Origin of the sequence: Oribacterium sp. FC2011 (genome assembly GCF_000701645.1) — a bacterium.
Classification (GTDB): Bacteria; Bacillota; Clostridia; order Lachnospirales; family Lachnospiraceae; genus Oribacterium.
Map to the genome: position 1 here is coordinate 154,060 of NZ_JNJM01000004.1, position 13,796 is coordinate 167,855.

Genomic DNA, 13,796 nt, shown 5'->3' on the forward strand with positions numbered 1-13,796 from the left:
GAAGAACATGCAGTAATAGAGGAGTATAGAATATGAATATGTCATTTTGGACCGGCGCGGTTGGGGCGGATCATTTCAAAAACAGTCTTGATGTGGTTTCCAATAACCTTGCCAATATCAATACAGTAGGATATAAACCAAAAAACTCTCATTTCAGAGAGCTTATTAACTATAACCTGAACGACTCAAGAGAAGCGGTTACAGAGCTTCAGGCAGGAGCGGGAGCCATCGTTAATGAGACCCCTTCCAACTATAAATTCAGCAGTATGAATGTGACCAATATGGAAACAGACTTCTGTCTCATGGATGACAATACTTTCTTCATGCTTCAGGATCCAAACGACAATTCTATAACTTATACAAGAAACGGACATTTCCACAGGGGACTTATGGAGGATGGTGAGTTTTATCTAATGACTGAATCCGGCAAGTACGTTCTAGATCAGAATGGTCAAAGGCTGAAGGCAGATGTTATCGATTTCGAAAAGCTTCATGCAAAAAGTGAAGACGAGAACGGGGAAACAACCGAAGAAACCGAAGAAACTCAAGAAAATGAAGAAAAACCGAGAATTGGCGTTTATACTTTTCCTCATCCGAGCCGATTAATAAGTCAAGGGGACAACGAACTGGCAGTCCGGGAAGGTGACAATCAGAATACTCCGGCTCTTGTGAGCTATCCACATCTGGAGAGTGGAGTTCTGGAAAGCTCAGGTACGGACATGGCATTGGAGATGACAAAGATAATAGAGAGTCAGAGAGCATTTACCTATGCCTTAAAGATGGTGACTACTTCCGACGAGATAGAAGGTACCATCAATCAGTTGAGAGGATAATTAATTTAGTGGGGAACGAGTAATGAGGATACGCGATTATGGGGAAATGAACCTTCAGGACCTGGATGTCATGAGGGAGATTGGAAGTATAGGTACAGGACATGCAGCAACGTCACTGTCAAATATGCTTCAGAAGGAAGTTCGCATTACTTTTCCTCAGATAAAGATACTTGGTTATGATGAAGCTGTTGACTCCATCGGTGGCGATGTTGAGGAAGTTGTCGGAGCAACACTTGTAAAGATGGACGGAGAAATCAATGGTCTCATGTTGTTCCTTTTCAATCTGGAGTTTGCCAATACCATCTTTGAAAAGATGATGGGCGTGTCATATCCCAGTTTTGAAGCCTTTGATGACATGGCACACTCGGCAATAACAGAGATAGGAAACATTATCATCTGCTCCTATGTTAATGCTTTTACAGAACTTGTAGATCTTAATATCAGTCTTTCAGTTCCCAGCTCGGCAGTAAGTATGCTGGGAGCCATACTTACCGTACCTATCGCAGAGTATGGATATGAGACTGACAAGCTTATGTATTGTACCGCTGACTTTGTGATTGAGGGTAAGACCTACAACGACTGGCTCCTTATGCTGCCTGATATCGCATCCCTGAATAATATATTGAAAAAACTTGGGGTTGAATAATTTATGGACAGACAACTTAAGGTCGGGATCGGCGATATGAAACTGACCCGTGGACAGGGAGAGATAATCACCTATGCCCTTGGTTCATGTATCGGAATCGTATTTTATGATCCTGTTCTGAAGTTAGGGGCACTGCTTCATATCATGCTACCTGTGAGGCAGAACAAGGATGATCCCAATTTGCTGAAATATGCAGATACAGGTCTTGCTGAGACTATACGCAAAATGACGGCTTTTGGTATGCTTAAATCAAGGGCGATCGTAAAGATCGCCGGTGGAGCAAAGATGTTCTCCATCAGCGGCAATGCCAGTTTCGGTAATATCGGTGAAAGGAATGCAGAAACAGTCCGGGAGATACTGAAAAGGGAAGGTTTTCGTATCGCTGCAGAGGATTGCGGATCGAATTATGCAAGAACAATGAGTCTGGATGTGGCTACGGGGGATGTGGTTATAAAGACCTCAGGGCGTCCGGAAAAACATTTATAAATTTATCCGTTAGGAGGAAACCTGAATTGAAGAAGAACAAAAAAGACGGAATCTTGCTTGAGTCCGGTACGAACGAAATTGAGATCATGAAGTTCAAGGTCATGAACGAGTACTATGGCATCAATGTTGCCAAGGTTGTTGAGATCATGATGACGGAGAAGGTTAAGCCTATGCCTCATTCACATCCGTCAGTTGAAGGTTTCTTTAAACCGAGAGATGTTCTCATCACAGTTATCAATCTGGGACAATATCTCACAGGCGAGCGTAAAGAATACGGCGACAGAGACCTGTTTATCATTACAGGTTTTAATAAGATGATGGTAGCTTTCCGTGTTGACAGCATCGAAGGTATAAGCCGTATATCATGGAAGAGTATCCAGAAGCCTGATAAGACTCTGGGTTCTGGTGACGAGTCTGTAGCTACAGGTATCGCACAGTGTGACGACCAGCTTGTAACAGTTCTCGACTTTGAGAAGATCGTAGCTGAAATCTCTCCTGAAACAACTATCCAGGTTTCAGAGATTGATGAGATGGGAGACCGTCCTATCAATCAGGCACCTGTTGTTATCGCAGAGGACTCTGTTCTTCTGCAGAAGATGATTCTCGATTCTCTCCAGAGAGCAGGCTTTACGGATGTCCGTATGTTCAATAACGGCCAGGAATGCTGGAATTATCTTGATGGTATCAAGGATGATCCCGATGTTTATGAAAAGGTCAGCATAGTTATCACAGACCTTGAGATGCCTATGATGGATGGTCACAGACTTACTAAGCTTATCAAGTCAGATCCACATCTCCGCCATCTTCCGATTGTTATCTTCTCGTCCCTCATCGATGAGCAGATGCGTGCAAAGGGTAAAGAGCTTGGCGCCGATGAGCAGCTTTCAAAGCCTGAGATCGGACATCTGGTTCATATCATGGATACGCTTATCAGCAGATATGAAGAGCAGAGAAAGAATGATTTTAAGGGCGTATAATCGTCTATATTGTTGGGGCAGGCCAGGTCAGGAGCCTGTCCCTCTTTTTTTCGCGATAAGGCTGTCACGCGTGCGTTGTGTTTGTACATACCACCGGGGACGGTGGTATTGTGATGTCGAATAGTGGGGGAGGACTATGAAACAGAAACGGATTGCTCTGGAAAACAGGATCATTATCCTTATATTGGGTCTTTTGATGGTGCTTTTGTACTCTGAAACAGCATCAGCTGAAAGCTGGGTATTTGAAAAAGGAAAATGGTACTATTACTATACCTATGATGAACCTGTTGAAAACCAGTGGATAACCTATGGAGGAAATGAGTACTATATCGGTTCAAAAGGTCTCATGTCTACGGATAAATGGGAAACGGATAAGGATACCGGCAGAACGTATTATGTCGGAACCAACGGTATCAAACAAAGAAATGTCTACACTGCAAAGGGAGACAAGTTTGTGGGTGATGACGGAACCGAGCTGGTTACATTTGACGACTGGAGAAAGGATGCAAAAAAGAAGCTTAAAGAGGTGATAAAAACCTTAAACAAGAAACATACCGTAACCTCTGATCAAAAGGCCCTTCTTGCTCAGTTTAATGCTTCTAACGCGGCATTTGCACTGTATGACCTAAATGGAGACGGATTCAGAGATATCATCGTCATAAATAAAGCCTCTTCTGACAACCAGGTGCTGGACATACTTCTGTGGAATCCTGAGGAAAGAGAATTTTATGCCATCATGGAGCTGGATTTCATCTCAGATGAAAGTGCGGTGCTTAAAAGAGAACCTTACAATGGGAATGTATGGGCTGTTGTGACAAGAGGAATAAACGATATTTCTTTTTGGCAGTTAAGACTCCAGGAATATAATTTTATTGATGTAGAACACTACCATTTCGGTTATAATGAATACGGAGATGTAATATATTATATTGATGATGGTGAAGTGGAGGCCGGTTTTTGGAATTCCTCACTTATAGAGAGGACACAACAAGTCGGATCAGGCATATTGACAGACTACTATGACCTGGATGAAGCTTCCATCAACGCGCAGGTAGATGCATACCCTCTTGATGCAGAGCTTTTTCTGTTCCAGGAGGCAGATACAGATTAGTATACAGATTTCGGGATGCAGCTCCTGCGACAAGGAGGAAATTGTGAGTACAGAATCATTAAAGGATGAAAGACCTGAGAAGGGAACCTTTGAATCAACTGACGAAGCTCAGGAATTTGCGGCAAATATAGCAGATTCCATCAAAAACGGACTTAAGCAGGCTCCCAAACAGTTTATTTCTGGTGCTGCAGATAATTTTGATGCCATTGAGGCTGAAAGCATAAATGTGAAAGAAATTAAGGATGTCGGAAAAGATGGGAATACAGCTGCCAAGGGAACTGCCATCGATTACCGGCCATACGGACTTGATGATATCAATCTCAGAAATGAGATCGTACAGGAAAAGGAAAAAGAAAAGAAAAGAGCCATAAGGGTAGAATCCTCAGAGGACAGAGATGTTCTTTCGGATGCGATCCAGAGAAGACTTGAGGCCAAGATTTTCGGTGAGGCAAAGGTTCATGAGGGTTTTCATATTGTAAACATCATGCAGGAGTGCTTAAAGAGCGAGGATATACTTGCATACATGAAGAAGTCCAACTGTTGTACCTGTGAAAGATGTCAGGCAGACGTACTTGCCGCAACATTATCACACCTTCCATCCATGTATGTTGTTATGTATAAGAAGTCCACTTCCGCGAGAATAAGCTTCTACCATGAAAACTATAAGATGGATATCCTTTCTGCAATCATGAGAGCCATCAGGGATGTCAGCGAGCATCCTCACCATGGAAATGACCGTATACAGTAGTTGTAATTATCTTGCGGAATAATGCACTGAAATACGTGCAGGCTGCACATCATATATCTGAAAAATTAAAAGCTTTGGGATGATTTTCGTATATCCCAGAGCTTTTTTGTTTTATGATTATAAAATTAAATAATCTGTCGATAAATGTAGTGAGGAATATTGTCTATAGGCCAGGGAAGGTCTTTGTTTTAATTATGAAGGAGCATTTTTATGAACGTATCATCAAGCAGCAGCTCAAGTACGAGCTCATTGGGAAATACCTCCTTAAAAGGTTTTGGAGGACTTGCATCCGGCCTTGACCGTGATGCGTTGATCGAACAGCTTACATTAAACACCAACAATAAAATAACCAAGACTAAGCAGAATATAACCAAGCAGGAATGGCGCCAGGAAGCGTACAGAAGTATCACTGATCAGATGATCGATATGGAAGATGACTACCTGAGCTACTCCGGTAAGACCAGTATCGTTAATAACGATCTGTATGCAAAGTCAGTAATCACCACAACAGGAAACAGCTCCTCGGCTGCGCTTCTTTCGGCGACGGGAAGCTCCAATCTCCTTGATTATGTTTCCGTAAAGGGTGTAAGCCAGCTTGCTTCGTCAGCTGTTAGGACCTCTGGTAAAATGAATGAAATCTCCACAGGGAAAACTGCATCGGCGTCATCTAAGTTAAGTGATCTTGGATTCTCTCAGGATGATATTTCCGGCATGACAATTAACGGGAAATCCTTTGAGCTTACAGGGGAGTCGTCTGTTAATGATCTTGTAAATGCAATTAACAAGAGTGATGCAGGTGTTAAGGCAACTTTTGTTTCAAGTACGGGACAGTTGATGCTCTTTGATAAGACTACCGGATCAGAGAGTAAGATAGAACTTAACGATAAGGCAAATGCTATTTTCGGCGGAGAGGGCTCAAATTATACAGCAGGTAAAGATGCTGAGATGTATGTAAGCTATGGTGGATCTGATCCTGTAAAGGTAACAAGCCATACCAACACATTCAACGTTGATGGTCTCAAGATCACAGCAAGCGGAACCTTTGGCGATATTGAGGTGGATGGAGACGGAAAGGTCACTAACTATGATGCCAATGCAAGTGTAAGCTTTACTGCTTCAGCTAATGTTGATAAGGCAACAGAGCGTGTCAAAAACTTTATAGAAGCTTATAACAAGCTTGTGGATGAGGTTAACACTCATGTAACCACAAGACCTGCCAAAGGTTATGATCCTCTTACCGAAGAGCAGGAAGATGAGATGACCGAAAAGGAAATCGAGAAGTGGACAGATAAAGCAAAGGAAGGAATCCTCTATAATGACAGTGAGGTACGTAATCTTGCTTATGAATTCCACGGAATGATGAATGATATCCTGAATGGTGGCATAAATTACAATGATCTTGAGAGTATAGGTATCACCCTGAGTTCAGATCATGCGGATGGCGGACAGCTCAGCTTTGATGAGGAAAAATTCCGTAAGGCTATGGAAACAGATGCCGATAAGGTTGCAAACATAATGTGCGGAACCGAAAACAGTACCGGATTCGGATCAACTATCAACAAGCAGATGACACCTTACGCAACAAGATATTCATCCAGAAACGGTAATTCCTATGGTCGTCTTGTAGAAGTTGCAGGTTCTGACAAGCTTGTGGCTACAAAGAACAAAAACGAAATCTACAGCAAGATAAAGGGATTTAACGAAGATCTGGATAAGTGGAAGGATAAACTTCAGTTGGAAAGGGACAGATACATCAAGCAGTTCTCCAATCTTGAAACACTTATTAATAGCATGAATACTCAGTCAAGTTATCTATCCAGCTTATCTTATTGAGATTTTTGCCGATATACAATATGTAGTAAAGAAATTTAGTTGATACATATTTTTAAAGAAGGTGTAGCTCATGTCTTATGAAAAGTATAAAGAAAATACCTTATTCTCCATGTCTCCTGTAGAACTTCTGGTTCTTTTATATGATGAGTGTATGAAGGACTTAAGGAAGGCACATATAGCACTTGAGGATGGAGATATGACTATGTTCGAGGAGTATGTTGGAAAAGCTCTTAAGATCATAAGATATCTTATAAATACTCTTGATATGTCTGTTCCTGTCAGCAGTGATCTGAGAAGGCTGTATGATTATATCATATATGACATTTCAAAGGTAAGGGCATCCGGCAAGCGTATGGCGGGAGAAATTCCCAGGATTATCGAGATCATACAGGATCTTCGTGACGGATTTGACGGTGCCAGCAAAGTAGTACAGGATACACATGAAGTGAGACAGGCAAGCGTTGTAGGTTGATGCGTTATCGGTGGTAAGTATGGAAGATGTTTTGGATGTTGAGAATCTCGCTGTTCTTTGTCAGAGAAAATATACATTCATGAAAGATGTTAAGGATCTTACTGATGAAATAAGCGATGTTCTGTCAGGTAATGACGGTTATACGGCAGAACTTCTTCTTGAAGAAAGAATGGACAAACTCAGAAAGGTTCAGGATACAACAGAACGGATACAGCTGTTGGGAGAAGCAGGACCGAAGGCAGCATATGCGGCGCACAGACTTATATATTCCGAGCCCGAGAATATAGAACCTGAGAATCCCGATGAAAAGCTTGTGAAAGAGATAAGGATCAAAACAAGGTCTCTGATAAAAGAGTTACAGGATCAGGACAGGCGTTTGAACATGCAGCTTGCAAGGGATCAGTCTTTTTACAAGGAATAAGCCGTAGGCTATATGGGAAAAATACTAAAAAGCATAGTTTTTAAAGACATTTATGGAATCACGGAGATTTTCTCCGTGATTCTTTTATGTTAAAATGATAGAAAAGAAATCCCATCAGAATCTGAACAAGTAACAGGATTTTGAGGAAGGAAAGAAGCATGAATCGTACAGTTTTTGAAGGACGGTATCTTGTAGATCTTGTGGGGTCGGTGATAAAACAAAAAGACTTTACCAAAAAATACATGAAGATGGATTGGGAGAGACTTTTTCATCTTGCCGACTATCATAAGATTGCCAATATCATATATATCGGCATGCTTGGTGCTTCTGAGCATGTTCCCAAGAAGTGGGGAGAGAGGTTTTTTGAACGTTATCAGGAAAGCCTCATGTATTCTTCAAGCTATGAAAATTCCGAGCTTGAGATTCTTACCATGCTTAATATGCATAAGATTTCCGCAACCGTCCTTGAGTCTTCAGCCACAAGACGACTTTACAGGATTCCGGAGAGTGCCAGCAACAGCCCTCTGAGAATCCTTATGAGTGAAAAGGATTACAGTCTTGCCAAGGGCTTTCTCATTGATCTCGGTTATCTCACAGATCACTTTTATCCAAAGTTTGGTGAACATATGAGAGCCGGCAACGGATTTACGGTGGAAATCTACTATAAGCTTCCTTTCATTACAAAGAACTATCAGAAGTGCATGACCTCATTGATGGAGAAAGCTTATATAGATAAAACCTTCAATTCCATGCACACCTTTTCCCTGGAATCAAGCTTTGTGTTCCGTATGGCAGAAATCTGTTACAACTATTGTGAGGATGCTCTTACCATTCGTAAACTCCTTGATGTTTTCCTTTTCTATCATCAGTTCAGGTCCAAGATGAATCAGGATCTGATATGGACAAGATTTAAAGAGTTCAAAATCGATGTCATAGCCGAATGTCTGATACATATTTCATCAATATGGTTTGGAAATAGGGCAGATGACATGCCGGAGCTCACCATCGAGGATGCAGATGTTTATGACAATATGGAAAGCAGGATCCTGAGTAACGGTGTCATCGGAACCGATATGGTAAATCAGGCAAGTATTCTTAGAAATGAAATACAGAGAGAGCTTGATAAAGAAAAAAAAATAGAAGAAAAGGCGCTTCGCAAACAGGAAAGAGGTGAATTCTGGCATAGATTTAAACAGGAGCTCCTGTGGATATTCCCTGAGTATAAGTATATGAGTTCCCTGTATCCAACCCTGGAAAAATTGCCGGTGCTGCTCCCGTTTTTCTGGATCATCAGAGGCTTAAGGATGATGAAGGAGATGATGGGGTTCGGATCACGTAAGAAAAGGGATGCTTCAAAGGAAGTTTCCTACGGATCTACCAAAAAAGCTGAATCCTCAGGCGGTATATCTTACCTTCCCAGGGAGACCAAAACTACCAAGGCTATCAAGGAAGAGAGCATGAGCGGTGTGGCAGTTTCTTTAGATGATGGCGGCAGATCAGGAAAGATTTATGATTCGGTACAGGCTGATAAAGAACAGAAATCAAGGCTTGACGAAGAAATAAAATCAAGTGTCGGAGAGAATGTCACTGAGGCTGACTTCAGGATGGATGAAAATGCCGAAACCTCTATAGGTCTATGGGAGTTCCCTAAACTTAAGAATGTTCAGGAAGCAGCATCTCAGGTACAGAATAAGGCTGCTGCAGAAAAATCCCGCATTGAGAAACCTGAAGAATATGAGGGAAATGATCTCCTGGGTATGGATGTGTCACTCTTCAACAATATCCTTTCCAATGATAAAAACAGAACCTCAGATAAGGTTACCATAGTACCTGAATACACTGATTCGGGAAAACTCGAGTACAGTTTTAAAAAAGAGGGAGAATCATCAAAAACAGAGAGATCACAGGAACCTGAGATAGTTGTTGCGCAGGATGAGAATCACAATTCCATAGGTGTTCAGAAGTGGCACTTCCCTACGCTGGAAGAAGTGGAAGAGAAAGAAAAAAATTCATAGTCTTTTAAAATTTAAACCCCTTCGCCATATGTAAGGCGAAGGGGTTTTCTTTATGATTTACTGGGTTTATCTTTTGCGTCTTCAGCCGCTTTATCAGCCGTTTCATCAGGTTTATCTGCTGCAGCTTCAGTCGGTTTATTCTTTTTGAAAGTAATATGTTTAAGAGAATCCTGAAGTCCTGTAATGGCAGTGAGATGAGGTGAAGAAGCATTTTTGTTTTCCTGCTCCGCTATGGAAAGTTCCTCGCGGAGAATAGAAATCTGTTTTGGTGCATCGATAGCAAGTCTTACACCATCAGAAGCACTTTCCACCACAGTTATTCTGATATTATCACCTATCAGTATACTTTCATTCTTTTTACGTCTTAATATCAGCATTAGATCACCTGCCCTAAACTATATTTATCGGTATGCCGATCGTCATGCTTCAGGATCCGAATTCTTAAGACCTTCCTGAACTGTGGAGAAGGAACTTAATTTATGTCTGAAATCATATTCAGACTGATTAAGTATAACCTGCATGGCTACACGTTTATCCGGATTGATAACGATCGGGGCTTTCATATTAACGGTATTGTCCAGGTAATTACTGTGTAATACACAAACTACATAATATGAAAGGTCATTCTCGGATTTGACATTGAGATAAGACAACTCCTCCGGACTTAACACAGGATTGTAATCCGGATCCAATGAAAACGGATTAACGACTGCAAATGCAATGTCTGTGTTTTCAAGGGACTGTAAAAGAAGGATAGTATTGTCCTCGTTTTCATCAAGCACAAGAGGAATATAATCCTTTAACTCATTGAATCCAAAAAGCCCGTCCGGGAAATGGATGATATCTGACTCCTCGTACTCGATTGTTCCATAGTCTCTGGTTTCTAATGTCAACATGAATGACAACCTCCATTAAGTATATCTTATAAAATTAAATATTGCTATGTTTTTGATGGAATTATTGTTCTTACTGAACAAAATCAAAAAGGGAATTCTGCATTATCTTTGAACCCACCTGCATCGCTGCATTGTAAGAGTACATATTCTGGTACATCTGTACTATGGCTTCATAAGTATCAATGTACATATGATCGTTATATTCTTCAATGTAAGTGTCCTGGGCAGTCTGCAACTGGTTATCTACTTCATTAAGAGTCTGAGTAGCTACACCGATACGACGGAAGGTATTGCTGACGCTGATCATGGCATGATCCCAGCCTCCCAAAACATAGGCAAGGTCTTCACCCAGCCTGTCGTAGGCAGCCTGCTGCTCTGCTTCTGTTCCGTAGAAAGAATCATAATAGGTTTTTGTTGCATCCACAGCCTGTGCATTCAGACCGAAAGCAGAGGTGTTCATGGCACTTTTGATGGCTTCCTTTGCGGAAGCGTCATCCATGGCACGAAGCTTCTCCGAAGTGAGACCCGTTACCATGTTTAAACCACCGTAGTATGTATCCGGAAGAGTTTCCACGGTGTTGATATCGCCGTAGCCCAGGGACATTCTTCCCTGTTCACGCATTGCTGTAAGAACCTTGCTGAGAGCCTGATCTTCTGACAATGTACTGCCGTCTGCAGCAGTTCCTCCGAATGTAAAAGATTTTGTTGTCGGGTCATATGTCATGTCTATAACCGTGGCCTTGCTGTCTCCGGGGAACTTGTGATGATAGCTCAGTTTCATACCGGTTTCATCCATGGTGAAAGGAACCGTGGTCTGGTCATTTCCGCCCATGACATAGTAGTTCTCATAGGTAGCGTTGAGATCCTGAGTCATGGTCTGCTGCTTGTTAAGCATGTAGGTATGCATGGTATCTACAGTACTTTCCAGACCCTGATAGGATGAAGAAGCCATCTGTTCGTATTTGATATTCAGGTCACTCATCTCCGAGTAGAAGGTTCTGGAAGTGGATTCCTGCTGCTCCAGACGGTTGATAACGTCCTTTATCATGGTATCCTTTGTAACTACATCGTTATAGAGATTGTCTATCTTTTTTCCCGCATAGTAGTCAAGAGGACTTTCGTAAGCATTATCATACTTTTTTCCGCTGGAAACCTGCTGCATACTTTTGTTGTATTTGGATTTCAGATCCTGAACAGATTTCGCGTAGTCTTTGTAAAAGGTTGAAGCTGTGACACGCATAGGAGTATCTCCTTTCTATAAGATCAGACGATTCCAAGAAGAGTCTCCAGGGTTTCGTCAAAAGCAGTCATTATTTTTGCGGCAGCGTTGTATGAGGAAACATAGATCATCATGTTGGCTGCTTCTTCATCCAGGCTTACGCCGGATAACTGATCCTTGGAGCTTGTAATGCTGTCAAGAACGATCTTGTTGGTATCCATGGCATCCTTATTGTTGTACTGGTCATTGGCAAGTCTTGTGGAAAGACTGTTCATGTAGTTTGCAAAGGTTTTATCCGCAAGCTCTGAATGAGGCTGGGTAAAGGATCTCAGCATATTGAGGACAGTCTGGTTGGAGTCGGCACCCTTAAGACCTATTTTTGTATCGCCGTTTATCCACTTCTTACTGAGGGAAATATTTTCGGCGGTGATCTCATCGAACTTTCCGGTCTGGGTGCTTCTGTTAACAAGCATAATGTAATCAGTTGCGCCGCCATCTATGGCAGATTCTGAGGCAGCCCTTGCCTGAGCTTCAGTCTGAGTGGGGTAATCCCAGGTATTACCCATATAATTATATGTATTCATCTCATCAGCAAGAGTCTGTGCCAGATTGTCCAGATTATCCATATAGTAGTCATAGCCATAATAGGTTCCCTGCTTTAAGCCGCTGGTGGCTGTGCCGTTTGGATCTGATTTGGCAAGCATATCGAGGCCTGCCTGAACAGAACCTCCCGAGAAGGTGACTTCACCGTTTCCGGGTGTTGTAGCACTGTTGGCGGTTCTTATGGTTTGGGCTGATACCTGAGTTCCTTTTTTATTTGTTGCTGCTGAAATAAAATCAAGCTGTACATCCAAAGGACCGGTTCCCGATGTAGCAGGGTTTGTGCTGTTCCATTTGGTATAGGTAGGAGGGTCATTATCTGCTCCTGTCAGCTTTACTTTACCGTAGTTAAATCCATTGGCATCATCATAAGTGCCGTTTACCAGGATTATACTTTCATTATTTACAGTACCGTCTGCATTAGTTGTGGTGTAATCAAGAGATATACGTAAATCCGACGGCCAGTCAGACCTGCCGGCAATCTCACCGGTCTGGTTGTATATGTAGATTTTCTGACGTTCTGTTACTTTTGTTTCCGTTTCATAAACAGGATTGCCATCGCCATCGACTAATGGATTACCATCTCCGTCAGTAGCCTGAATAGGATTACCATTGGAATCAGTAGCGGTCACGGTCTCATATACATTATAGGTCTCTGAAAAGCTTTCAACAGTTATGGGTATATAAGATGAGAGTTCATCAATCTTCAGGTTTCTCTCGTCCAGAAGCTCCAGAGCTTTACTTCCCATAAGCTGGTTATGTTTGATCTGTTTATTGAGATCACCTATTTCCCGAAGAAGGTCATTGATTTTCTCAACGGCACCACCCTCAGAGGTTCCTTCACCATAGAGCTTCTCAAATTCGTTATCTTCGGCTGTTTTTATCTTGTCTGCTGCAGAATTAAGGAGCACGCAGGTAGCATTCAGGGTAGATTGCAGCTGGCCTTCATATATGGGATCCTGAACCTTGGAAGTATCCTGCATGATAGTGAGAGCTTCCTGAACTTCGTCAAGAGATGCTCTGATTCCGTCCATATTGGACTCGTCCATAAAACTACCCAGAGTATTCAGTGAGTATTCGGTTGTGTCGTTGTAGGCATATTTTGTATTCTGATCCCGGTACTGAATATCCAGGAACTGGTCACGAAGCTGAACTACTTCGTCCATGGAAACACCGAAGCCAACGTTCACATCGTTTTCGTTCATGTAATAGGATGTGGGATTATTGTAGTTAAGGCTGGAGGTCTTTAATTGCTGCCTGGTATAGCCTTCTACGTTCATATTGGCGAGGTTCTGCGAGGTTACATCAAGCTTTTTTGAGTTTGACTGCAGGGATGTGAGAGCAGTCTGGAAACCTCCGAATGTTGGGCGAACCATAAATTTACCTCCTGTCTATAGGCATGCTTTCGCATAATCATCTTATTTCTCTTATATATATCGTCGGTTTTTCAAAAAACATTAGATATCAGGGGTAAAATTAGTATAAAGAAAGAATTTGAATGTTGTGGGCAGTAAAGAAAGAATCCGGACATAGAAGAAA

Annotated in this window: 13 protein-coding genes and 1 pseudogene; 10 read left to right on the forward strand and 4 right to left on the reverse strand. The window is 42.0% G+C overall.

Annotation, left to right across the window (positions count from 1 at the left end):
• Window positions 1-32: 32 nt before the first annotated feature.
• From T357_RS0104730 to T357_RS20010, 10 genes are all read left to right on the forward strand, one after another.
• The gene (locus T357_RS0104730) at window positions 33-833 is read left to right on the forward strand and encodes a flagellar hook-basal body protein (protein WP_031549277.1); all 801 of its coding nucleotides are present in this window, start codon (window positions 33-35) and stop codon (window positions 831-833) included.
• 22 nt (window positions 834-855) lie between these two features.
• Window positions 856-1,479, forward strand: coding sequence for a chemotaxis protein CheC (locus T357_RS0104735; protein ID WP_031549280.1), 624 nt, complete (start codon window positions 856-858; stop codon window positions 1,477-1,479).
• A gap of 3 nt (window positions 1,480-1,482) precedes the next feature.
• Window positions 1,483-1,965, forward strand: coding sequence for a chemotaxis protein CheD (locus T357_RS0104740; RefSeq protein WP_031549282.1), 483 nt, complete (start codon window positions 1,483-1,485; stop codon window positions 1,963-1,965).
• Window positions 1,966-2,051: 86 nt separating this feature from the next.
• Window positions 2,052-2,942 carry a chemotaxis protein gene (locus T357_RS0104745; protein ID WP_081828056.1) on the forward strand — a complete coding sequence of 297 codons (891 nt, stop codon included), beginning with the start codon at window positions 2,052-2,054 and terminating at the stop codon, window positions 2,940-2,942.
• Window positions 2,943-3,078: 136 nt separating this feature from the next.
• Window positions 3,079-4,053, forward strand: coding sequence for a hypothetical protein (locus T357_RS0104750; protein ID WP_031549286.1), 975 nt, complete (start codon window positions 3,079-3,081; stop codon window positions 4,051-4,053).
• A gap of 43 nt (window positions 4,054-4,096) precedes the next feature.
• On the forward strand, window positions 4,097-4,801 hold the full coding sequence (locus tag T357_RS20005; RefSeq protein WP_049962274.1) for a late competence development ComFB family protein: 705 nt from the start codon (window positions 4,097-4,099) through the stop codon (window positions 4,799-4,801).
• A gap of 210 nt (window positions 4,802-5,011) precedes the next feature.
• Window positions 5,012-6,634: a flagellar filament capping protein FliD gene (fliD, locus tag T357_RS0104760; protein WP_049962275.1), complete on the forward strand. Its 1,623-nt coding sequence runs from the start codon at window positions 5,012-5,014 to the stop codon at window positions 6,632-6,634.
• 70 nt (window positions 6,635-6,704) lie between these two features.
• The gene (locus tag T357_RS0104765; RefSeq protein WP_031549292.1) at window positions 6,705-7,106 is read left to right on the forward strand and encodes a flagellar export chaperone FliS; all 402 of its coding nucleotides are present in this window, start codon (window positions 6,705-6,707) and stop codon (window positions 7,104-7,106) included.
• Window positions 7,107-7,125: 19 nt separating this feature from the next.
• On the forward strand, window positions 7,126-7,527 hold the full coding sequence (locus T357_RS0104770; RefSeq protein WP_031549294.1) for a hypothetical protein: 402 nt from the start codon (window positions 7,126-7,128) through the stop codon (window positions 7,525-7,527).
• A 158-nt stretch (window positions 7,528-7,685) separates the two neighbouring features.
• On the forward strand, window positions 7,686-9,542 hold the full coding sequence (locus T357_RS20010; protein ID WP_049962276.1) for a nucleotidyltransferase family protein: 1,857 nt from the start codon (window positions 7,686-7,688) through the stop codon (window positions 9,540-9,542).
• Window positions 9,543-9,703: 161 nt separating this feature from the next.
• Here the strand turns inward: T357_RS20010 and T357_RS22130 are convergent.
• From T357_RS22130 to T357_RS0104795, 4 genes and pseudogenes are all read right to left on the reverse strand, one after another.
• Window positions 9,704-9,919 (reverse strand): annotated as a pseudogene (locus T357_RS22130) (carbon storage regulator); the annotation flags it as partial.
• A 42-nt stretch (window positions 9,920-9,961) separates the two neighbouring features.
• Window positions 9,962-10,438, reverse strand: coding sequence for a flagellar assembly protein FliW (fliW, locus tag T357_RS0104785; RefSeq protein ID WP_242840062.1), 477 nt, complete (start codon window positions 10,436-10,438; stop codon window positions 9,962-9,964).
• 70 nt (window positions 10,439-10,508) lie between these two features.
• Window positions 10,509-11,678, reverse strand: a complete 1,170-nt coding sequence (locus T357_RS0104790; RefSeq protein ID WP_031549304.1) for a hypothetical protein — start codon at window positions 11,676-11,678, stop codon at window positions 10,509-10,511.
• Window positions 11,679-11,701: 23 nt separating this feature from the next.
• Entirely contained in the window at window positions 11,702-13,633 is a 1,932-nt protein-coding gene (locus tag T357_RS0104795; RefSeq protein ID WP_031549306.1) for a flagellar hook-associated protein FlgK, read from the reverse strand.
• Window positions 13,634-13,796: the final 163 nt, after the last annotated feature.